22 protein-coding genes are annotated in these 22,705 nt (G+C 40.9%); 13 read left to right on the forward strand and 9 right to left on the reverse strand.

Annotated features, from left to right (window positions below; all coding sequences use genetic code 11):
• Window positions 1–2 precede the first annotated feature (2 nt).
• From B5Y40_RS05685 to B5Y40_RS05700, 4 genes are read left to right on the forward strand one after another with little or no spacing between them, the layout of a single operon-like run.
• Entirely contained in the window at window positions 3–1,523 is a 1,521-nt protein-coding gene (locus tag B5Y40_RS05685; protein ID WP_079685712.1) for a phytoene desaturase family protein, read from the forward strand.
• On the forward strand, window positions 1,504–3,162 hold the full coding sequence (locus tag B5Y40_RS05690; protein WP_079685713.1) for a C45 family autoproteolytic acyltransferase/hydrolase: 1,659 nt from the start codon (window positions 1,504–1,506) through the stop codon (window positions 3,160–3,162). The genes B5Y40_RS05685 and B5Y40_RS05690 overlap by 20 nt, the downstream gene beginning before the upstream one ends.
• Entirely contained in the window at window positions 3,159–3,533 is a 375-nt protein-coding gene (gene acpS, locus B5Y40_RS05695) for a holo-ACP synthase (RefSeq protein ID WP_079685714.1), read from the forward strand. Before B5Y40_RS05690 ends, acpS begins: the two co-directional genes overlap by 4 nt.
• On the forward strand, window positions 3,530–4,825 hold the full coding sequence (locus B5Y40_RS05700; RefSeq protein WP_079685715.1) for a flexirubin biosynthesis putative acyl-CoA ligase FlxY: 1,296 nt from the start codon (window positions 3,530–3,532) through the stop codon (window positions 4,823–4,825). The genes acpS and B5Y40_RS05700 overlap by 4 nt, the downstream gene beginning before the upstream one ends.
• 143 nt (window positions 4,826–4,968) lie before the next feature.
• Here the strand turns inward: B5Y40_RS05700 and B5Y40_RS05705 are convergent, their stop codons facing one another.
• Window positions 4,969–5,718, reverse strand: coding sequence for a hypothetical protein (locus tag B5Y40_RS05705; protein WP_079685716.1), 750 nt, complete (start codon window positions 5,716–5,718; stop codon window positions 4,969–4,971).
• Window positions 5,719–5,971: 253 nt separating this feature from the next.
• Window positions 5,972–6,565 carry a hypothetical protein gene (locus B5Y40_RS05710; protein ID WP_079685717.1) on the reverse strand — a complete coding sequence of 198 codons (594 nt, stop codon included), beginning with the start codon at window positions 6,563–6,565 and terminating at the stop codon, window positions 5,972–5,974.
• A gap of 297 nt (window positions 6,566–6,862) precedes the next feature.
• On the opposite strand from B5Y40_RS05710, the gene B5Y40_RS05715 reads away from it, so the two are divergent.
• Together B5Y40_RS05715 and B5Y40_RS05720 are read left to right on the forward strand one after the other, a co-directional pair.
• Window positions 6,863–8,668 (forward strand): T9SS type A sorting domain-containing protein, encoded by a 1,806-nt coding sequence (locus B5Y40_RS05715; protein ID WP_079685718.1) that lies wholly within the window; start codon window positions 6,863–6,865, stop codon window positions 8,666–8,668.
• 109 nt (window positions 8,669–8,777) lie between these two features.
• Complete coding sequence (locus tag B5Y40_RS05720; protein WP_079685719.1) at window positions 8,778–10,010, forward strand: sialidase family protein; 1,233 nt, start codon at window positions 8,778–8,780, stop codon at window positions 10,008–10,010.
• A 45-nt stretch (window positions 10,011–10,055) separates the two neighbouring features.
• Here the strand turns inward: B5Y40_RS05720 and B5Y40_RS05725 are convergent, their stop codons facing one another.
• Window positions 10,056–10,778 carry a DsbA family oxidoreductase gene (locus tag B5Y40_RS05725; protein ID WP_079685720.1) on the reverse strand — a complete coding sequence of 241 codons (723 nt, stop codon included), beginning with the start codon at window positions 10,776–10,778 and terminating at the stop codon, window positions 10,056–10,058.
• 157 nt (window positions 10,779–10,935) lie between these two features.
• Between B5Y40_RS05725 and ahcY the strand changes: the two genes are divergently transcribed.
• Entirely contained in the window at window positions 10,936–12,243 is a 1,308-nt protein-coding gene (gene ahcY / locus B5Y40_RS05730; protein ID WP_185145719.1) for an adenosylhomocysteinase, read from the forward strand.
• A gap of 175 nt (window positions 12,244–12,418) precedes the next feature.
• Window positions 12,419–12,715, forward strand: coding sequence for a hypothetical protein (locus B5Y40_RS05735; RefSeq protein ID WP_079685721.1), 297 nt, complete (start codon window positions 12,419–12,421; stop codon window positions 12,713–12,715).
• A 61-nt stretch (window positions 12,716–12,776) separates the two neighbouring features.
• On the opposite strand, the gene B5Y40_RS05740 is transcribed toward B5Y40_RS05735, so the two are convergent.
• Both B5Y40_RS05740 and B5Y40_RS05745 read right to left on the reverse strand, forming a co-directional pair.
• On the reverse strand, window positions 12,777–13,295 hold the full coding sequence (locus B5Y40_RS05740; RefSeq protein ID WP_079685722.1) for an anti-sigma factor family protein: 519 nt from the start codon (window positions 13,293–13,295) through the stop codon (window positions 12,777–12,779).
• A gap of 3 nt (window positions 13,296–13,298) precedes the next feature.
• Window positions 13,299–13,856 (reverse strand): RNA polymerase sigma factor, encoded by a 558-nt coding sequence (locus B5Y40_RS05745; protein ID WP_079685723.1) that lies wholly within the window; start codon window positions 13,854–13,856, stop codon window positions 13,299–13,301.
• A gap of 145 nt (window positions 13,857–14,001) precedes the next feature.
• On the opposite strand from B5Y40_RS05745, the gene B5Y40_RS05750 reads away from it, so the two are divergent.
• The 3 genes from B5Y40_RS05750 to B5Y40_RS05760 all read left to right on the forward strand — a co-directional run bounded on the left by B5Y40_RS05750 (window position 14,002) and on the right by B5Y40_RS05760 (window position 16,397).
• Entirely contained in the window at window positions 14,002–14,358 is a 357-nt protein-coding gene (locus B5Y40_RS05750; RefSeq protein ID WP_143785625.1) for a DUF6249 domain-containing protein, read from the forward strand.
• Between the two features lie 306 nt (window positions 14,359–14,664).
• Complete coding sequence (locus tag B5Y40_RS05755) at window positions 14,665–14,970, forward strand: hypothetical protein (RefSeq protein WP_079685725.1); 306 nt, start codon at window positions 14,665–14,667, stop codon at window positions 14,968–14,970.
• A 74-nt stretch (window positions 14,971–15,044) separates the two neighbouring features.
• Entirely contained in the window at window positions 15,045–16,397 is a 1,353-nt protein-coding gene (locus tag B5Y40_RS05760) for a sigma-54-dependent transcriptional regulator (RefSeq protein ID WP_079685726.1), read from the forward strand.
• A gap of 1 nt (window position 16,398) precedes the next feature.
• Here the strand turns inward: B5Y40_RS05760 and B5Y40_RS05765 are convergent, their stop codons facing one another.
• The 4 genes from B5Y40_RS05765 to B5Y40_RS29320 form a co-directional block, all read right to left on the reverse strand.
• Entirely contained in the window at window positions 16,399–18,870 is a 2,472-nt protein-coding gene (locus tag B5Y40_RS05765; RefSeq protein ID WP_159453613.1) for an ATP-binding protein, read from the reverse strand.
• 217 nt (window positions 18,871–19,087) lie between these two features.
• Entirely contained in the window at window positions 19,088–20,551 is a 1,464-nt protein-coding gene (locus B5Y40_RS05770; protein WP_079685728.1) for an SLC13 family permease, read from the reverse strand.
• A 128-nt stretch (window positions 20,552–20,679) separates the two neighbouring features.
• Window positions 20,680–20,943, reverse strand: a complete 264-nt coding sequence (locus tag B5Y40_RS05775; protein ID WP_079685729.1) for an RNA recognition motif domain-containing protein — start codon at window positions 20,941–20,943, stop codon at window positions 20,680–20,682.
• A gap of 169 nt (window positions 20,944–21,112) precedes the next feature.
• Complete coding sequence (locus B5Y40_RS29320; RefSeq protein ID WP_143785626.1) at window positions 21,113–21,265, reverse strand: lmo0937 family membrane protein; 153 nt, start codon at window positions 21,263–21,265, stop codon at window positions 21,113–21,115.
• A gap of 248 nt (window positions 21,266–21,513) precedes the next feature.
• On the opposite strand from B5Y40_RS29320, the gene B5Y40_RS05780 reads away from it, so the two are divergent.
• Both B5Y40_RS05780 and B5Y40_RS05785 read left to right on the forward strand, forming a co-directional pair.
• Window positions 21,514–21,726 carry a hypothetical protein gene (locus B5Y40_RS05780; protein ID WP_079685730.1) on the forward strand — a complete coding sequence of 71 codons (213 nt, stop codon included), beginning with the start codon at window positions 21,514–21,516 and terminating at the stop codon, window positions 21,724–21,726.
• A gap of 498 nt (window positions 21,727–22,224) precedes the next feature.
• Window positions 22,225–22,659, forward strand: coding sequence for a sll1863 family stress response protein (locus B5Y40_RS05785; RefSeq protein WP_079685731.1), 435 nt, complete (start codon window positions 22,225–22,227; stop codon window positions 22,657–22,659).
• Window positions 22,660–22,705: the final 46 nt, after the last annotated feature.

Raw genomic sequence — 22,705 nt, forward strand, 5'->3', positions numbered from 1 at the left:
AAATGCAGCAATACGATGTAGTAATTATTGGTAGCGGATTGGGCGGTCTCGCCTGTGGTACAATCCTGGCCAAGGAAGGTTATAATGTCTGTGTCCTTGAAAAGAACAAACAGATAGGAGGTATGCTCCAAACCTTTGCACGCGAGAAAGTAATATTCGACACGGGCGTGCATTACGTTGGCGGTCTTAACGAAGGACAGAACCTATACCAGTTTTTCAAATACTTCGGTATTATGGATAAACTGAAGCTGCGTAAAATGGACGAGGATTTTGTTGATGGATTAATCTTCGGGGAAGATCCTACCATTTATAAGTATGCGCAAGGCTATGATAATTTTATCCGCCAGATGGTGGAGTACTTTCCGAATGAAGGGCCTGCCATTCATAAATATTGCGAAACGATACAAGACATCTGTAAGAACTTTCCGCTTTACAACGTACAGGCTGGATCATACACCGATTCGTCAAAAGCATACCAGACGGATACACAAACTTTCCTTGAATCTTTAACGGAGAATAAGAAGTTACAAACGGTATTGGCAGGCACGAATCTGCTATATGCCGGTGATGCATACAAGACTCCGCTCTTTGTTCATGCATTGATCGTAAATCATTATGTTGAAAGCTCCTGGAAATTTGTAGATGGAGGTTCGCAGATCGCCAGACTTCTCGCGCGTGAGATCACATCACGGGGTGGTAAAGTGGTGAAGCATGTGAAGATCGTGAAGCTGAAAGAAGAGGACAGAAAGATTGTATACGCTGAAGCGGAAGGTGGGGAACGTTATTACGCAAACACTTTTATTTCCAACGTACATCCACTGAAGACTGTGGAGATGACGGAGACGCAGATGATTAAAAACGCATATCGCTCAAGATTGAAAAGTTTGGAGAGCACGATATCTGTATTCTATGCGAACGTGGTAATGAAGAAAGACTCCTTCAAGTATATCAATAGCAACTTCTATTATTTCTCTGAAGAGAACGCCTGGTGTGGTGATAAATATACCGATGAAACGTGGCCGAAAGGATATGCACTATTCTTTACCACTTCATCACGATCACCTGATTATGCAGAAGGTATTACGGTGATGTCGTACATGAAAATGGAAGACGTTAAAAAATGGCAGAATACATTTAACACGGTGTCGCATGAAGATAACCGTGGAGAAGATTATGAAGCTTTTAAACGTGAAAAAGCAGAGAAGCTTTTTGATATGGTTGAAAAGCATTTTCCAGGTTTTAAAGAATCCATCAAGTCCTATACCTGTGCTACACCGCTTTCAGCGCGCGATTATATTGGTACAGACGATGGTTCCCTCTACGGCTATGCCAAGGATTATCGCGAACCATTAAAGACTTTTATAGCGCCTCAAACGAAAATCCCAAACCTGTTGTTAACAGGACAGAATATAAACATGCACGGTGTATTGGGAGTAACGATCAGCGCGATTATGACGTGTGCGCAGCTTGTTGGTCTTGATCACCTGATTGAAAAAATTAAAGATGCTCAAAAAGTTAGCTAAGATTTTCGCGTGGATTCTCGCTGTCCTGGTGTTGCTTCTGGTAATTCTGCTGCTATATGTACGCAGTGTTGCCAAAGTTGATCCTCCGGTACCGGCATCCATGGCTATACTGGATGTAAAAGTTACACAACCTGATTCGGGTTTATATATCATCGGCAATAACTGGTTTCGTAAAAGTGAGAGTGGTTTATATGAACTATATATAGAGGGAGCTCCGTTTGAACGTGGCGTAGTGAATGGTAAGCTTACACATGAATTGGTGCAATATCAAGAAGAGGTTTTTACCAATCAGCTCCATCGTCTTGTTCCTTCCTCTTTTTATCTGAGTATACTGAAGTATTTTGTAGGATGGTTTAACCGCGATCTGGACAAGAATATATCTGACGAGTATAAACTTGAGATTTATGGAGTATCACAAGTTGCTTCCCACGACTTTGATGACATCGCCCCACCATATCAGCGTATTCTGAATTATCATGCAGCGCATGATATAGGGCATGCGTTGCAAAACATGTCGCTGGTAGGATGCACTGCCTTTGCTACCTGGGATTCACGCTCGGAGGACAGTACATTAATCATCGGTCGTAATTTTGATTTTTATGTAGGAGATGATTTTGCACGTGATAAGATCGTTGCTTTCTATAATCCTGATAAGGGCTATAAATTTATGATGGTAACGTTCGGTGGTATGACCGGAGTGTTGTCGGGTATGAATGCGGAAGGGTTGACTGTTACGATCAATGCTGCGAAATCAGATGTGCCGTCTGCTTCAGCAACACCTGTCTCCTTGGTAGCGCGAGAAATATTACAGTATGCTTCTACAATAAAGGAAGCGTATACTATAGCAGAGAAACATAAAATGTTCGTAGCCGAATCTTTTCTGATAGGCTCAGCAAAAGATGGAAAAGCTTCTATCATTGAGAAGACTCCTGAGGGTATAGATTTTTACGAAGTAAACGGCGATCAGATTGTTAGTACAAATCATTTTCTTGGAAAAGTTTTAGGACAAACTCCACTCAACCAGGAGCACATTCGTACCAGCGCTTCACCTTATAGATTTCAGCGTGTAGAGGAATTGTTGCAGGAAAACGGAAAGAACTCCGTGTTAAAAACAGCATCTATACTTCGTAATCAAAAAGGATTGGGTGGTAAAGATATAGGGTTGGGTAACGAAAAACTTATTAACCAACTCGTGGCACATCACGGTATAATTTTTCAACCTGAAAAAAGACTCGTGTGGATTTCTACTGCGCCCTGGCAGTTGGGTAAATTTGTTTGTTACGATCTGAATAAAGTTTTTGCAAGAAAGATGGAACGTGATGAAGAAATTTATGAAGCTACGTTGACGATTCCTGCTGATACTTTTTTGACTACATCTGCCTATAAGGATTATCGTAAGTTCCATCCGTATCGCTTTCCATTTAATCCGCGAACAGATATACAACCTGATAGTCTTGTGGTGTGGAATCCTAATTCATATCATGCCTATATGCTGGCGGGAGATTACTACCTCGATCATGAGCAATATAGTGCTGCTGCACAGAAATATAGGGAGGGCTTAACAAAAGAGGTTGCCACACTCCAGGAGCGCGAACACATGGAGAAGAATCTTAAAAAAGCTGAGGAGCAACTTAAATGATTCTGGGCACAGGCATCGATATTATTGAAGTAGAGCGTGTGGCAGCGCATATCGGCCGGGGAAATGGATTCACAGAAAAAGTTTTTTCGAAAGCAGAAATTTCTTTTTGTGAATCGAAAGCAAACAAACATGAACATTATGCGGTAAGGTTTGCCGCGAAGGAAGCTTTCTTAAAAGCAACTGGAAAAGGTTTACTAGCTGGGCATGATCTCTATGAGATTGAGGTTATTCAAGATGAACTTGGAAGGCCGGGTATAAAACTTCATGGTAATTTTTACGATCAGGCTGTTAAGAATAACTGGAATAGAATACATGTATCACTCTCGCACGTAAAAGCTATGGCGTGCGCAGTAGTCATTATTGAGCAATGAAACACACACCGGAAATAGAATTCAAATCAAAAGCTGAAATCAAAAGATTTCAGGAAGGCAAACTGCAGGGACTGTTGGTTTACCTGAAGGAGTATTCTCTCTTTTATCAAAGACATTTTGCAAAGAACAATATAGATATAGCGGCTATAAAAAGCCTGGAGGATCTCGTCAACATTCCGGCAACGACAAAGGATGATCTTCAGCAATATAACTGGGATTTTTTGTGTGTTCCTAAAAGCGAGATCGTTGAATTCGCAAGTACATCCGGTACGTTAGGTAAACCGGTAACGCTCGCGTTAACGGATAGTGATCTCCATCGCCTGGCATACAACGAATGTATATCATTCGCATGTGCTGATGGCACACAAGATGATCTATACCAGTTGATGCTTACTCTCGATCGGCAGTTCATGGCAGGTATAGCGTACTATGAAGGTATTCGTAAACTTGGTGCGGGCCTCGTGCGTGTAGGCCCGGGGCTTCCCGCAATGCAGTGGGAGACGATCGAACGATTGAATCCAACAACGTTGGTAGCGGTACCTTCTTTCATTGTTAAGCTAATCGAGTTTGCAAAGCAAAATGGTATTGATCCCAACAAGAGCTCAGTGAAGAAAGCTATATGTATAGGCGAGGGATTGCGTACTGGCTCATTTGATTTGAATATCATCGGCCAAAGAATTAAGGACTCATGGAATATTCAACTATATAGTACATATGCGTCTACTGAGATGCAAACTGCTTTTACAGAATGTACGCATGGAGCAGGAGGGCACCATCATCCGGAATTGTTGATACTAGAAGTGATCGGTGATGATGGTATGCCGGTAAGCAACGGTCGACCTGGTGAAGTGACGATTACAACGCTAGGGGTACAGGGTATGCCACTGCTACGGTATAAGACTGGAGATATAGCGGTTGCCTATACCGAGCCTTGTGCATGTGGCAGAACTACATCGCGTCTAGGTCCGGTACTCGGACGGAAACAGCAACTCATCAAGCTAAAAGGAACTACGATATACCCTCCGGGTGTGTTTGAGTTGCTGAATGAGATGTCTTCTATTCGTGATTACGTAGTGGAAGCATCCACAGGAGAACTCGGTACCGATGAGTTAAAACTTCATTTGCTAGTAAGCGAAGAAATGAAGGAAGACATCAAACAAAAACTTTTTGCGATATTTCAGGCACGCCTTCGCGTTGTTCCTGAGATATACTTTGCTACCGCACAAGAGTTAGAGAAACTTCAGTTTGGTAAGATCGATCGGAAAATCAGGAAGTTTATTGATAACAGATAGTATAGGTTTATAGAAGTAATAGTCTATAGATCAAACTGTATCTATAATAGTATAGATACAGAACCCCTATAAATAAGGAAAGGTGCCACCCCACCTGGGTGCCACCTTAACTCTACTCTAACCTACCTGTCTGAGCAATTAACCTAACTTATTGCTTTCTCTAATTCTTCGATTTTAGTTTGAGCCTCAGTCTTACCAAGTGATAAGGAAAGCTTGTACAATTCCAAAGCTTCACGTTGAGTCTCTTTCTTCTTCTTAGGAGCAAACTTTGTACGTGCAGCAGCAGTTTCTAAAGCAGCAGCTTGTGCATAGTACATGTCAGCCTGAGTTTTGTTAGCCTGAGCGTTGATTTCAACAACTTTGTTCTCAAGATTTGCTACATCCTGTTCGCGCATTTTGATCATGCCTTCTCTTTCAGCAAGAGTAGAATCTTTTTGGCTTACAGTCATAGCAAGTTGTTGATTCTCACCACGCATTTTCTCAACTTCTGTTTGCAGTGATGCAATTTGTTGAGTGCTTACTTCTAGATCATTTTTCAGACGCTTGATTGTAGCGTTGTAGCCAGCAGAAGAATTCTTGGAAGTCTTCACTGATTTTTCAAGCTCAGCAATTTTAGCTTCTGTATCTCTGATGTGGCGGTTGATAGCTTGCAGACGGCTCTTATAGTCCTTATAAGAAGTTCCTTCTACAACATCTGTGCGAAGCAGTTGTCTGCTTGCATCGATAGAATCTATAAGTGAACCAACTTCTTCTAATGTAGCAGCAGTTTGCTGGCTCATTTGAAGTTCAGTGCGAAGTGAATCTACTTGTGCACGAAGTTGTTCTTTCTCTTTGGTACCACAGCTCCAAAGCATACCTATAACGGGCAGTGCAAATACTATTCTCTTGATCATAGCCTTATTGTTTAGTTTTGATAACCCTTCTTCAAACTTTTGTACAATCTGTTGAGAGGTTTACTAAACCGGAGATAAGCAGTAGTTTATAGCGACTGATATCGTATTTATGGCTTCGAAATGAGAAACGGCCAAAAGCTCACTTATTGGTATGTTGTGTAAATATTACTCACATTGGGGAGGATTCTGAGAAAAAATGAGGGCAGCCTAACAGGCTGCCCATAATATTCTTCGAATATACACAGTGGAAGAATTATTTTGTCTCTTTGGAAACTAGTTTACCTAACTCTTTACCAGCCTTAGCATACGCTTCTTGTAAACGTGCTCCGGTTTCGAAATCCATTCCCATAGCCTGGGCTCCGGGAGATTTCAACATTGTTATTTTAGCAATAACTTTTGATGGATTAGCAGTTTCAACCACGAGTATCTCCGCATCGATGTAAGCAGGTTTGCTTGCTACACCAACGTTAAATCCAACCTCTGTACGAGTAGTGTGAAATATTACAGTGTATTGAGCTTTTTCATCAACCGTAGAAAGGTCGGAATGCTTAGAGAATAACTCGCGGAACTGAGGTTCGAAGCGTTCTTTACGGTCTGAGACCCAAGCTTGCTCGAACTTATCACCTCTTCCGGCTTCTTTTTCGTCAAGCTCTTTCTTTCTCTTTTCGATATAAGCTTTTTCTTCCAGACCCTTTCCACCGATAAGCATGTTATCATAAGTGAACTGAGTGTTTACAGACTTTTGTCCTTTCAAAGGCGCTAAGCTGCCTTCAACGATTTTGATCTTTTGCGCATACCCTGTAAGTGACAAGGCGAGTAACATAACTGTAAAAATTTTCTTTACCATGATTTTTAGGTTTATGAGGCGTCAAGAAAGCTAAATCTTGTATTTATAACAAAGAATTTGAACTCAATTAACGTCCATTTTATACTTTAATAATACCTCTATAAGATGTATCTGTAAAATTAAGAATCCGTAGCTATTAATTGACGCGTTTCGGCAAAACATCACGTTTGTCAGTATTTGAGTAAAAGTTAATTTCTCTTTTTGTAAGTGTATTTCTAACTTTACTTCCTTCATTTGTTGAATGCCTTTGTAAAATTGTGGTCGTCAGATCACTTTTCATTACGGCATCAGAAGACTATGATAAAGATATTCTATACCTGCCTGGCAATAGCCCAATTAGCGTTATTCGCTAAAATTCCTGTTTTAGCGCAAACTGGTCCTGGTGGTGTAGGCATCGGAACAGGTACGTTGGAACTATGGCTTGATGGGCAACGGGTAAATTCAAATGGTTCAAATCCGACTGTTGGCAGTACCGTTACTACCTGGTACGATAAATCGGGTAATGGCGTGAACGTAACGCAGAATATAGCGAACGTTGCCACCTATAGTGCAAGCGGAGTTACATTCAATAATACAGGGTACTTAACGGGCAGCGATGCAACTTTTCCGTCAGGCACTGCCGATAGGACTGTTTTTATCTGTGCATCAACGCCAACAACGGCAACAGATGATGCACTCTTTTTTTATGGATCCACAAACAATAATCAGTCTTATGGAATTCTGAAATTAGCGAGTGGAGGCGTCAGGAATTATTTTTATAATAATGACCTTGATGACGCCAATGGATGGCTACCGGCAGGACAAATGAAAATTGTCAACACATGGTATCAGTCCAGCTCTAGTTCTCAGCAAATTCACATCAATGGTACGTTAAGCGTAAGCAGAACGGCAACCCCAAATACAGTTCTGGGTAGTTTGCAGATTGGCGGATGGAACAGTTTCACACTGAATTCTCAGGCGACAATCGGTGAAGTAATCGTATATTCGACGATCCTGAATTCCGCTCAGCGGATTATGGTAAATAACTACCTGGCCGCAAAATATAGCCTCACCCTATCCAGCAATGATATATATACTATGGATAATCCGGCCAACGGAAACTATGATTATGATGTTGCCGGGATAGGAAGAGTAGATGCCTCGAATATACACAACGACTCTCAAGGAGCAGGAATTTTAAGAGTGTCGACTCCGAGTAATTTGGGTAATAATGAATTTTTAATCTGGGGGCATGACAATGGAAATCTGCGTGCTCTGAATTCTTCAGATGTTCCTGCCGGAGTGCAGGCGAGATACACCCGCGTATGGCGCGCTACAGAGACAAACGCAGCGGGTACAGCAGTAGATGTAGGAAGTATTACCATGCGTTGGGACTTAACGGGCCAGGGTACAGTAACAACTTCCGATTTAAGACTTTTAGTAGATACAGATAATGATGGTCTATTCAACGATGAGACTCCAATATCAGGGGCCACTTCATTAGGAAGTAATATATATCAATTTGCAGGTGTAACCGCTATCACAAACGGCAGAAGATTTACGCTGGGCACTGCCAGTATAAGTCAAACACCGTTGCCCGTTACGCTTATTTCATTTGAAGCAACGGCTGTGCAAGGAAAAGTAAAATTGAATTGGGAGACTGCTTCTGAAACCAATAACGACTACTTCGAAATACAACGGTCAACAAATGGTGCGCTCTGGGAAAATCTGAACAAAGTAAAGGGATCAGGTAACTCAAATACGAAAGTAAACTATGAAGAGACAGATGAGTTGCCTATGCTGGGTACAAGCTATTACCGATTAAAGCAAGTTGACTACGATGGTGTGTATGAATACTCTGTTGTAGAGAGCGTGAACATCGCACGTCAGAATACTATATTTCCGAATCCTACGGTGGGGAACGTGATACTGACCAGTAATGATGACAACCTTAATCTCGATCAAATCATGGTGTTCAGTGCTTCAGGAAAATCGGTTAATGACAAAGTTGTTATAAAGGTGCTTTCAGGAACACAGCTTGAAATTGATTTGTCGTCATTGCCTTCCGGTCTATATCTTATTAAAACTAAAACAGGCTCTGTTTCTGTCGAGAAAAAACAGTAATCACTATCTTCTGGAAAGAAATGTAGATGAAATTCAGAATATCTGATACGGCAGATGCTATAGTTATGCCGGTGTATACTATTTTTATAGCGTACATTATACCTACCGTATGCGTAAAGTATTTATTGCGTTTCTCGTTTTTTTGAAATTCATCGGGGCTACCGCTCAGATTAAAAACACAAAAGTTGCTGAAGTAGAAAACACAGGTTGTAAAACTTCAATCGCATTCAACCCCAGAAATCCTAAAAATATAGCCGTAGCAGCAGGCAACACTGTCTTTTATAGTATTGATGGCGGCACTGCGTGGCAGAAAGCATCCACTGTTTTTAAAAACGGTAATAACTCTACACTGATCGCAGATAGCAAAGGTGGCTTGTATTACTTTTTACAGGCAAACGAAAATGGAGCTCATAGAATTATAAGCTATACATCTGATGACGGAGGTGTAACCTGGAGCGAAGGAATTCCTGTAAATGCCGAATCGACCAAAGATCAGGTTGGTCCTAACGCCATCATCGATGATAAGAACAACATTTATCTTACCTATGCACAGTTCGATAAATATAGCAGTGCGGAGGCCAGTTGCCTTTCTTACATTCAGTTAAGTAAATCCTCGAACGGCAAGAAGTGGAGTTCAACACTCGAGCTTTCACAAACACCTGGAAATTGTATCGATGATCGTAACACCACTATGGGCGCTATGACTACCATCGGTGCTGACGGCAAGGAGTATTGTGCATGGTCAAATCAAAGTAAGATCTTTTTAGATCGTTCATTCAATGGAAAGCTTTGGCTTTCAAATGATATAGCCATTGTGAGGCAGTCGGAAGGATGTGATGAAAAAACGCAAGGTGGTAAGCGATGCTATAGCGCACCTGTACTATCTACAGATCGAAGCAAAAGCCCTTACAGAGGAAGTCTATATTTAGTATGGTCAGATTGGCTACACCAGGAGAGTGACGTGCTGTTTGTTCGGTCTCATAATTTTGGGGATAACTGGACTTCCTTGCTAGCTATAAATGACAATGCTGCTATAGGGCATCAGTATAGTCCCTGGCTCACAGTAGATCAGGTTACGGGTTATGTATATATAGTATATTTCGGGAAAGACGAGGATGATAAAACAGATGTTTATCTCGCATACTCAATCGATGGCGGATCCAGTTTTAAAAACATTAAGATCAGTGAGACCCCGTTTGCCACAACAAACCTTGCTACTGCTACTTGCTACACATCTGCTAACAAAGGTACGATTACTTCGGTATGGACGAGGATCGAAGGTGATAAGGCAAGTGTCGTTACAGCCATAGTAACACACGAAGACCTGGCGAAGATCAAATAGAATCGTTATGATCTATATCACAACGATTCTATTTTTATTATAAGATCAGCAATTTTTACCATCAACATCACAGGCGTCACCAGCGGCAACCTCTTTACTTACTTCTTTAAAAACATTTATAAACGTTTCTGAAGGTTGTGCTCCAGAAACACCGTACTTGTTGTTGATAATATAAAACGGCACACCACTGATACCGAGTTTAGACATCTCTTTCTCAAGTAAAGCCACCTGCAACAACGAAGCTTCCTCTGCTAAAACTTTCTCAACGTCTTGTTTATCCAGGCCTGCATGAACAGCTATTGCGATCAAATTCTTATCGTCTGAAAGATCTACACCATCCGTAAAGTATGCTTTGAATAAATTTTCAACGACTGCTATAGCTTTGTTCTTTAATTTTGCTAACTGGACAATCGCATGTGCTTTTCGTGTGTTGGGAGATATAGCTTGCTTATCGAAATCGAATTTTAATCCTTCAGCGGCAGCAACCTGTGTAGTATGGTTTGTGATCTGCTCATAACGATCTTCACTTCCAAATTTTTCAGTAAGATATTCCTTTTGATTTGTGCCGTTTACGGGCATCTCCGGATTCAGTTCGAAGGGATGATATTCTACTTCAAAGGTATATTTAGCTGAGAGTTCCTGCATCGCTTTTTCTAACCTGCGCTTTCCTATATAGCACCAGGGGCACACCACGTCTGATACAACATCAATTTTGATCGTAGGCTTATTTAAAATTGTAATAGGCTTCATCGTAATAGGCTTCTCCATTATTTTTTGTTTCCACTGCCTAACAGCGATCCAAAATCAATAGTTCAGAGCGATATGAAGCTTATGAAGCCTGCCAGTAGCTCACCTTTATTGCCATCAATGTCAAACCTTTGTTGTACTTTTGTGTTCCCAGTTTAAAGAAAAATCCATATTAAAAATGACTGTAGACGAAAAACTTAAATTCAAGGTGAAAGACCCATCCCTGGCTGCCTGGGGAAGAAAAGAGATCACGTTAGCAGAGGCTGAAATGCCAGGTTTAATGGCCCTTCGCGAAGAATTCGGCAAAGTTAAGCCATTAAAAGACGCTCGTATCGCTGGCTGTCTTCACATGACTATTCAGACTGCTGTATTGATTGAGACCCTTGTTGAGCTTGGCGCTGAAGTATCCTGGTCATCTTGTAACATCTTCTCGACACAAGACCACGCTGCTGCTGCTATTGCTGCTGCCGGAATTCCTGTATTTGCCTGGAAAGGAATGAATGAAAAGGAATTTGACTGGTGTATTGAACAAACACTATATGCCTTCAAAGATGGCAAGCCTTTGAATATGATCCTCGATGATGGAGGAGATCTTACCAACATGGTATTAGACCGTTTCCCTGAATTGGCGGCTGGTATCCGTGGTATATCTGAAGAAACTACGACTGGTGTACACCGTCTTGTTGAACGTATGCACAATGGCAAATTGCCGTTGCCTGCTATCAACATCAACGACTCTGTAACAAAGTCAAAATTTGATAATAAATACGGTTGTAAAGAATCTTGCGTTGATGCAATCCGCAGAGCTACTGATGTAATGATCGCTGGTAAAGTAGCGGTGGTTGCGGGATATGGCGATGTAGGTAAAGGTTCTGCCGCTTCTTTGCGTGGTGCTGGTGCGCGTGTTATCGTAACAGAGATCGATCCGATCTGCGCGTTACAAGCTGCTATGGATGGCTATGCTGTTAAGAGAATGGATGATGCAGTAAAAGAAGCTGACATCCTGGTAACGGCAACCGGTAACTTCAACATTGTTGTTGATCGTCATTTCCTGAACATGAAGGACAAGGCGATTGTTTGTAACATCGGTCACTTCGATAATGAAATCGATGTTGCCTGGTTGAATAAGAACGCTACGAAAGACGAGATTAAGCCTCAGGTAGATCTATATACATTGAAGAATGGCCGTCAGGTTATTCTGTTGGCTGAAGGCCGCCTGGTAAACCTGGGTTGTGCTATGGGACACCCTTCTTTTGTAATGTCTAACTCCTTTACAAACCAGACATTGGCTCAAATGGAACTTTGGAATCATTCTGATAAGTATGAGAACAAGGTATATATGTTGCCAAAGCATTTGGACGAGAAAGTAGCATTCCTCCACTTGAAGAAAATTGGTGTTGAACTGGATATACTTTCCGATTCACAAGCTAAATATATCGGTGTAGAAGTGAAAGGCCCTTTTAAGCCTGACTACTACAGGTATTAATATATTCTGAGATCAAAATTTGAAGTCCATGATTTTAATCATGGACTTTTTTTTTGTGCTATACATTTGCCTGCTTTGAAATCATTTATGTGGTCTATAGAACCGATCAGCTGTATATGAGCCGTTTTAAAATCCTTGTTGCCTTTGTTATCTTTGGATAATAGAAATTGAAAATATGAAAACGTCTTTTTATTGTATTCTTCTTTCCATTATTGTAATAACAGGTTTCAGAAGATATGATCAGGGTGAGAATATAGAATTCTCCTGTATGAAAACTCACAAGGCATCCAATACATGTCATTTCAATTTCAAGGTAGACGGTGCCAAGTATCGCTACGTGGACATCGGCTGTAAATTCAGCAAGAAGCGCGATGAAGTAATCAAGAAAGCGAAAGAAGGAACCATAGCTCTTTCCAGAGAATGGAAGATTGAATGCCCCGAGCCGAAGGAGCAACCGGAAGGCGGACTTTAGCAGCCTCTATAGTATACCCTGGATTATATACTATATACGTGCAGGAATTGCCACTGGTATCCTACGCCTGCATTCTTCGTTGGAAATAAGGACGTAGAATTGTCCTGTCAAGAACAATCCATGCCAGTACAATGTTCAGCAGGATAATAATGTTGATCATCAACTTGCCGCTCAATGTAAAAGATGGAAGCTGCTCACGTAGTATTTTGTTGGGCAATTCAGATTGATTCAGATTAATGGTAGTGGTACTATCAAATATACCTGTGGTGAGTAATAATGATATAGCACCTAATGCAGCCAGAACACCAACCAATAAAAGCACACCGTTTCGTATGGACCATGTTGATGACGCTGGCGCACTGTCCAGTTTCATCATAACCTGCTCTGTGAAATTTTTTGAAGGTTGCTCTAATGACAAGTTTTGAAATATAGCATTCATAGCACGCAATTCTTCGAGCCTTGTTTTCAATAACACATTGCTGCTGATCTCATCCTCAAATTGTTTCTCCACTATAGCATCAAGGTTGCCATCCAGGTAATCCAACAATTTATCTTCCTGTGCTTGTGATATTCTTTTCATGTCCTACAAAGTTAATGCTTCGTGGTTCAATATAACTTTCAATTCGTCTGCCAGTCGCTGGCGCGCGCGATGAATACGGACCTTAACTGTATTTGCCTGCATACCTGTGATCGCTGCAATTTCATCCAGTGAAAATTCATCGAGGTAAAACAAAGACAATGCAGTCCGGTCTGCCTCATTCAGTTTGGCCATCGCCAGGTTAAGGTACTTGGTCTTATCCGTTTTCTCAAGTAAACCTTCGCCCTCCTGAGTATATACCACTACCGTATTCTCTATACTTTGAAATACTTTGTTATTCTTTCGCTTATAACTGATCGAAGTATTAAAGACAATTCTATACAGCCATGTAGAAAATCGGGCCTCCCGGTTAAAGGTCTTGAGATTCTGATATGCTTTAATAAACGAGTCCTGCGCAGCCTCTTCTGCCTCAGGTCTATTCTGTAGTATCTTAAACGCAATAGTATATGCATAGCTTTTATGCCGACCAATGAGTTCGGCATAAGCGTTCTGCTCCCCGGCCAGAATCCTGTCAATAAACGGTAGATCCGGATCAATTATCATGTTGCCGTTTGACGCAGGTTATTTAAATGAAGTTACACGTTCTTCGGAAATTACCTGATATACTTTTTGTAAAGCTTTTTCAAGGCGAGCTGTAACGAAGTAATAAAAGGTTGCGTCAAAGCGTCAAATCCATAAATGAAGCACTATGAATATTGAATTTCTTGCAATCATGATTCCTATAATCGCTATTATCGGAGTCTTTACCATGATCATCTACTTGCGCAAGTATGATAACATCGAACGTATGGCAATGATAGAAAAAGGCGTGAGTCCGGAATTTCTGAATATAAAGAAGCCCAGGAATACATCCTTTCCACTTCGTGCCTCTTTATTATTAATAGGAGCGGGCCTCGGTCTTTTTATCGGTCATATACTGGAGCGTAACTTTAATCTCGAAGAGGAAGTAGCTTATTTCTCGATGCTCTTTATTTTCGGTGGTATAGGCTTGGGGTTAGCATACATAATTGAAGAAAATAAGAATATCAAGGAAAGAAATTTATAGTCATTGATGTCGTAACATGAATAGCTGACAATATTGCTTGTCAGCTTTTTTTATGTCTACATTTTCTATGTGTTACGATAACGCTAAGGTATAAAGTGCTTTCACTAAATATAGTGTGTTACGCTATGAGACAAACGTATACGATTTCCAACAGGTTGTAGAACTATTCAACACAAACTGCAGGAATTATTTTTTATAAGATATGTAAGTGATTGTTATGCAGTAATTTATTGATATTGGTCTTCGCTGGCATACAATTGTATAATTAGTTATACAGAATGAATGTTTAACTTAATTATTAAAACCATGAAAAAAGTATTGTTCGTTTTCGCTTTAGTTGCAGGTATAGGTGCTGCAAATGCTCAAGTATCAAGTGAACCAGCTCCAGCTGCAGCTACTGAGTCAACACAACTGCAAGGTGACAAAGTTAAAATTAAGGCTGAAGAACTGCCTCAAACAGTGAAAAAAGAATTGGAGGGTGAAGATTACCGTGGTTGGTTGATCAATGCTGCTTACCATGACAAAACAAAGAATACATACGAAGTTGAACTGAAAAACGGAGCAGAAACTAAAACTGTGAAGTTCGACAAAGAAGGTAAGAAAGTAGACTAATTGTTCTTCCAAACAATCCTTATTTAAAGAAAGCCGGAAATTATCCGGCTTTCTTTTTTATTTTTCGGGCCAGTATGGCAAGCATATTAGTAATTGAAGACGATCTTACCTTTTCAAGGATATTGGAAGGGTTTCTAAAAAAACATAAATACTCAGTTCAACTCAGTCATAAAGGGAAGGAGGGTGTAAAGGCTTTCTCCTCAGGCTCATTTGATCTGGTGCTGGTAGACTATCGCTTGCCTGATGCTACCGGTATGGATGTAATGCTCGAGATCAAGAGTATATCTCCCGAAACTCCGGTTATTATCATGACAAGCTTCTCCGATATACGCACCGCTGTAAAAGCTATTAAAGCCGGAGCATTCGAGTATATCACGAAGCCGGTAAATCCGGACGAACTGCTCATGATCGTTTTGCAGGCTTTAAAGAAAGAGAAGAGAAATATATCTGAAGTGTCCGTTGCCCCGGTAACGAACGGAGCCTTTGTACAAGGTAAAAGTGTACAATCCGAGCAACTTCACGAATATATAAGATTAGTAGCACCCACCGATATGTCGGTGATCATCGAAGGAGAAAGCGGAACCGGAAAAGAATATGTAGCGCGAACCATTCATCAGCAGAGTAAACGTTCGAAGCAGACTTTTGTGGCGGTAGATTGTGGAGCGCTTTCAAAAGATCTTGCAGCAAGTGAATTGTTCGGACATGTGAAAGGCGCTTTTACAGGAGCTTCACAAGATAAGACAGGTCAGTTTGAAATGGCCAATGGTGGTACATTGTTCCTGGATGAAGTTGGTAATCTCTCATATGAAGTACAAGTAAAATTACTGCGCGCGATACAGGAACGCATTGTGCAGCCTGTAGGAAGTAATAAAGAGATCCGGGTGGATGTACGCATCATTACAGCAACGAATGATGATCTGCAGGAAAGCGTTCGCAAAGGACAATTCCGCGAAGACCTCTATCACCGGTTGAATGAATTTAAGATGCGCGTTCCGTCTTTGCGTGAGCGACATGACGATGTGGAGGAGTTCCTGAATTTTTTCAGAACCAGTGCGAATAAAGAGTTAGGCAAAAATGTGATTGGCTTTGATGATGAAGTGCGTTCGATTTTTGCATCATACGATTGGCCGGGCAACCTGCGTGAACTTAAAAATGTAGTGAAGCGTGCCGTATTGCTTACCACAGGTGAGCTGGTGCATGCCGAAGCTATACCTTCGGAGATGTTTGCTGCGATAAAAGAACTGGAGGCAAAAGGTAAACCCGCTGCACCGGTATATGATCTCAAGGCATTACAGGAAGTACAAGAGCGTGAAATGATCGTTCGTACCTTGAAGGAAGCACGCTATAATAAATCGAAAGCAGCGCGTATACTAAACATCGATCGCAAAACGCTATACCTGAAAATGGAAAAGTACGGTATAGAATAAACTATTCTGCGGCTACACGAACACCTTTTACCAGCGTCTCGACTTCATCTTTTAAGACATTGATCTCGTCTGATAGGGCACTCAATTTCTCGCCACCAATCAGGATGTGCTCCATATTGCGAAGTTTTTTACTGAGTGCAACTGCGCCCATCTGTCCTACGCGGCCAGCGAGTTTATGAATGATCTCGCGAACAGGATCGGCATCCATTAAAATCAATTGCTCTTCAAGACGATTAAGATCGGCTTCGGTCTCTTCTACAAACTGATTGATGATCGATTGGAATAACTCTTCATCGCCCATGGTCATTTTGCGCACCGCTGAAAAATCGATGACAGCACTTTCTGCCAGGGATGCCGTAGATACTGCTGCAGAGATATCGAGTACATTCAGCAATTCATATTCATGGAATGGTTTCGATAATACTTTATCAAAGCCCTCATCCAATAATTTTTGCTGGTCTTGTGGGAATACGTGAGCAGTGAGCCCTATAAATTTTGTGGTACTGGAATATTTTTTGCGCAACGCATGGCAAAGATCTATACCATTGATATTAGGCATGCGAATGTCGATCAGTATATGCGTTACTTCCGGGTCAGGATGTTCTGCCAATAATTTTTCAGATTGCTGATATATAGTATTGGGTATAGCATGCTTATCCAGGATGAGTGTGCCCAGCCTCAGAATCATGGTATCATCATCTACTAATATTACTTTACCTTGAAATGGTTTAGCAGCACGCGAGGAGGGTATATATTCATGACTCTGGTCATGTATAACAGAATTGCTGGGAGCTTTTGCAAAAGTAAGTTGAACCGTAAAGGTAGAACCAACACCGGGTTCACTATATACTTCCAGCGTGCCATGCTGTACTTCCACCAACGAGCGCACAATGGTAAGTCCTAAACCAGAACCACCACCTTGCTGTTGCAGAATAGAGGATCCGGCTTGTTCAAACTGATTAAAAATTCTCTTAATGTCCTCCGGACGAATGCCAACTCCCGTATCATGTATATCAAACCTGCATGCTAATGTATCGGCATACTCGATCGTTTTAATGGTAAGTTTTACAAAGCCGTGATGTGTAAACTTGATGGCGTTGCCCAATAAATTGTACAATACCTGGCGAAGACGAAATGGATCGCCTATAACCGTATGTTCGGTGGCTTGTTCAGTGTCGAGTAGAAACGTAAGATTCTTTTTGTCGGCTTGTACATGCATCGCGTCTTCAACCTCTTGTACCAATTCCAGCAACCTGAACGGCTCACTGACAATCGAAAAATTACCGGAAGCTATTCTGCTGTAATCCAATACTTCGTTAACAATATGCAGAAGATGTTCAGATGAACTATAGATGGCATCTGCCGCTTCGTGATTACTTTTCGGGTTGTTCTTCAACTGTTCTGCAAAACCGATGATGGATTGAAGTGGTGTGCGGATTTCATGACTCATGTTGGCCAGGAAGCGTTCTTTGATCTTGCTAAGTTCTTCCGCTTCATCACGTGCATGCTCCAGTTGCTCTTTGTAATAATTGCTTTTACTGATATCGATCCAGATGAAATATACCAGGATAGCAGCGATCAGGAAGAACGCGATCACCAATATACTCATGCGTGATATACTTTGATTGAAGAGTATACCTGCGCGATTATTGTTGTCGCGCATTTTTTGTAGTTCTTCGTTCTCAACTTCATGCAATGTATTCAGCAGACGATTTATGAAAAGACTGTTTGCATGAATGAGTTCCAGTTCGCGATGCTGTAGTTTTTTACTTTGTGACTGCTGGCTGGCTTCCAGGTCAAGCATGATGCGCTCAACTTCTTCCAGTGCTTTATTCTGGCGTGCAAAAGCCAGCGTGTCCACTTTAACACTATACTCTTCCTGTACTTTGATGTGGGTTTCAGGGACAGCTGTTGTTTTCTTTTTTCCAAATAGCTTCCCTAGACCTGAACGTTCCTGTTCCTTTTGAACGATGGAATCGGTATACGTGGTAATCGTCTTGCGTTGGGTCGTAACAACGCTGGTGTCAATCTGACTTTGTTCGATAATCGTAGAAAGTGTATCGAGTCGCTTGGTGAATTGTTTTTTCTCGGCATACTTGGATTTTAATTTCAGGTATGAAAAGAAAAGTTTGTTACGTTGATGAAGTATATCTTTCATGGACCGGAGCCGCTCCAGTTGCAACGTGTCCCATGACATCAGCATTAATGAATCAATCATAACCGAGAGTGATTTGGACTGATTCAGAAAAGCTTTATAAGGCTTTTGCGGATTCTTGATAGCCTCGGCTCGCTGGAGTTGATCGAGCGTAGTGATCTCTTCAAATACACGGCTCAGTATCGTAATCTTTTCGTTTGGAGCAGAGAGTTCATCTACCGTATTCAGAATCTCGCGAAAAGAAAAATGTGTGATGCCTAACGCCAGTATGATAGCAACAAATGCAAACAGGAAGCCCGCCAGCACTTTTTGCTTCATGGATGTAGGGTATAATTTGTCGCGTAAATATTGCATCGTTTGTCAATTCACTTTCCCGTATGATCAGTTCACCGGAATGTGTCTCTAAATTTACCAGTTATATACCTGTAAACCGCCATCATCCCGGGTTCTTTTCAGACAGAATGTTTTTAATCTCTTTGGAAGTATATTTTCCGGAAAACTCAATGTCCTTTATTCGAATACAAAGCTACAGCGGTTATCCGAATATCCATACCAGCAACGTTACAGATGCCAGGAGTATGATCAGGATGGACAATACATCCAATAGAAAACCAGCTTTCACCATATCTTTTATCCGGATATAGCCACTTGAAAAAACGATCGCGTTAGGAGGTGTTGCCACCGGGAACATAAAGCCTATGCTGGCGCTAAGTGTAACCGGCAGCGCAAGTAATATGGGGTTCACCTTTAAACCATCTGCAATGCCAAAGATTACGGGAACAAAAATCTGTACCAAAGCAACATTACTCATGAATTCCGATAACACGACACCGGCTGTGATCAGCATAAAAACCAGCCAAACATTAAATGTACTCTGTGCGGCAATCCAGTTGCCTACAACCTGAATGACACCGGTACGCTCAAGCCCGCCCGCCAGACAAAGCCCGCCTCCGAAAAGAAGTAATATACCCCACTGCATCTGCTTGGTATCCTTCCATTCCAGAAGAAATTTTTTATTCGCCAGGTCTACCGGTATCAGGAACATGAGCATGCCTCCCATCATCGCTATATTTGTGTCATTCAGAATCTCTTTACCAAGTATATAGGTATCTATAGCTTCCTGAAAAATCCAGAAGAATGAAGTGATCGCAAAAACGGCGAGTACATATTTCTCTTCCTTTTTAATGCTTCCGATTTCCTTCAGCTTGTCTGCAATGAGTTTATCAGATCCTTCAATTTTATCAAGACGATTTGGAAAAAGAAATCGGGTAATCATCCAGTACGTCATTAACAATAAAGTTGTAGCGACCGGTACACCGAGCAACATCCATTTTCCAAAATCAATCTTTTCATGATAGAAGCGCTCAAGCAGTCCTTTGAAAACAACGTTTGGTGGTGTGCCAATCACGGTAGCAAGTCCGCCAAGCGTAGAGGCATATCCTACCATAAGCATTAGTCCCAATGCAAAATTCCGCTCTGCCTTTGGTAGTTCATGTGGCAACTGCGTTTTATCTTTTTTTACAAGCTCTATAACTGATAGCGCAATAGGCAACATCATCATGGCCGTAGCTGTATTACTGATCCACATACTGATAAATGCTGTCGCAATCATAAATCCCATAATTATACCATTACCGGACGTGCCGGTAATACGAATGAGATTGAGTGCTATGCGTTCATGAAGCTTATGTTTTTCGAGCGCCATCGCGATCATGAAGCCACCCATAAAAAGAAATATAATAGGGTCTGCATACGGTAAAGCTGCCTCCTTCGGATTCATCACATTCATGAAAGGAAACAGTACAAGTGGCAGTAAAGCTGTTACGGGTATAGCAACGGCTTCTGTTACCCACCATGTAATCATCATTGCAGCTACAGCCAATACCTTGTTGGCTCCTGGCGAAATAAAATCTGCGGGTATAAATAATAGTGCAAAAAGAAATAATAGCGGGCCAAGAAAAAAACCAATGACGCGTGCTGAGAGGAGTTGCTTGTTCACGTGTGGGTTAATGTTAGTGATGTTAAATATAGAATTAACTTTTAGAAATGCTAAGCGGTATATCTATAAATACAAAAAGTCCCCTGCATATCAGAGGACCCTTTTATTAATAGAAGTAACAACAAGAATTAATAATTACCAGAAGCAGCAGGCTTGGCGTTAGCCGGCTTTACTACGATTACTTTGCCATCAAATTCTTTTTCGTTGAGGGCCGCAATAGCGTTATTGGCCTCGTCATCATTTGTCATTTCAATAAAACCATAGCCCTTCGAGCGGCCGGTTTCTTTATCGCGAACGATCTTGGCGGATGTAACCTGACCAAACTTTGCGAAGGCAGCTTCAAGTTCTTCTTTGCGTGTCTTGAAGTTTAATTTTGCGACAAAAATATTCATGATACAAAATGTTAAGTAATTAAATTATGTATATAGAAGACTTCGTATACACTAATATAGCGAATTAATACTTCAGATACTGCGATAATTATTGACGATGGGTAGTACATAAAAAAGGCCTCACACGATGGTGTGAGGCCTTGCCCATAGAATGAATCCAGAATAACCGCTAAACACTTCTGCCGCGAATGAGTCGCAACAGTATAGCTATAATAGCAATCACTAAAAGTAAATGAATTATACTTCCAGCACTGAATACAAAAGCTCCCAATACCCATCCTATAATCAGGATGACTGCGATGATATATAGTAAGTCTCCCATAAATATTGTTTATCTGTAGATATAAAAACTAATGCCATGGTATACCATGCCTGGTTAAATGGCAGTATTAAAAGATGTGCTACTGGATTAATGTCCACATTCAAAATGAGAAATCGAGTGGTGTAAAGTGGGGAATAGTGTCCGCAAAATTGTAGACAATTTCAGCACAAGCCGGTTTTGAGTGCCTCTGAAAGCCCTGTTTTTTCTGGCATTTATTTTTCACTGACAGTGTTTAAATTTTACTGTCTATGAATGTTTTAACGATCATCTTAACTTTTGTAGTAGCCTACGTGGTGTTTATCACAGGTACTTATTTTCTCGCACGGGTTTTCTTCCCCCTGGAAGACACAACTGAAAAGAGCTTAAAGAAGATTCGTCACACGACTACAATCCGCAATATGCGGAAGCAGATGTTGGACCGGGCGTCTTCTAAAGTTTTGGTAAACAAAGCGATGGCATAGCCATCTGTGAAATTTAATCTCCTATACATGTAAAGGATTCCTGCTATTTTCTGGCAGGAAGGTAGATGCTCTTTTGATATAGTTTCTGAGCGTTTGCCTGCGTGCTGTTACGCATTGGTTTGTCTTCAGTAAAATACAACAGAAGTGTTATTATGATTGTAAATATTGATCCAATCCAAAAACACCTTTGATTAAATTTCTTTCTCATTATAGGAACATTAAAATCATTGAGTAACCGAAATTTTTATGCCACACTAAATTTGAATTCATTGGCATAGGGAGAACGATAGATGCTAATAATTATTACCCATTACCTATTTATATCCTATGATCTTTTTAAAAAGAGTTCAGAACATATTTAGAAGAAGAAATTATAGGACTTCTGCTGCTGTGATGCTGTGCGATGCACATACATCCCTATACACAGAAATAGAAAAGAATAAAAAGGAATTATTAGACCTTATTAAATTTTTGAATACGCTATAAATATATATTGATATGAAGACTTTGCTTAGAATAGTTGTTTCTGCTTTGCTTACGTATGGTTTGCTGATATTGTCAGCCTGCGAGTCGAGGAAAAGCGAAACTGTGGAAGGTTTAAAGAAAGATCTCCACGCAACAAAAGAAAATATACAAGAGGAACGTGAAGAATTATCAAAAGACCTTCGCGAACTACGCGATGCTATTGATGAAAAAATTGAAGCTGTAAATCATAAAATGGATGATGCATCCGAAGATGGAAAAAGAAAACTCAATAAAGCGAATGATGAACTGAAAGAAGAACGTGCGCGCGTAGAGAAAGCGTTGGATAAAGTTGAGAACTCTTCTGAAGAAACTTGGAAAGATGTGCGCAAAAGTGCCCGCAATACTTTTAAAGATGTAAAAAGAGGATTCAATGAATTGGGCGATCGCCTTGCTGTGCTCTTTGAATAGAGAATCAGCTTTATATATAGTAAAAAAAATGCCCTGATTTATCAGG

Origin of the sequence: Ohtaekwangia koreensis, from assembly GCF_900167975.1 — a bacterium.
In the GTDB taxonomy this organism is placed as follows: Bacteria; Bacteroidota; Bacteroidia; order Cytophagales; family Cyclobacteriaceae; genus Ohtaekwangia; species Ohtaekwangia koreensis.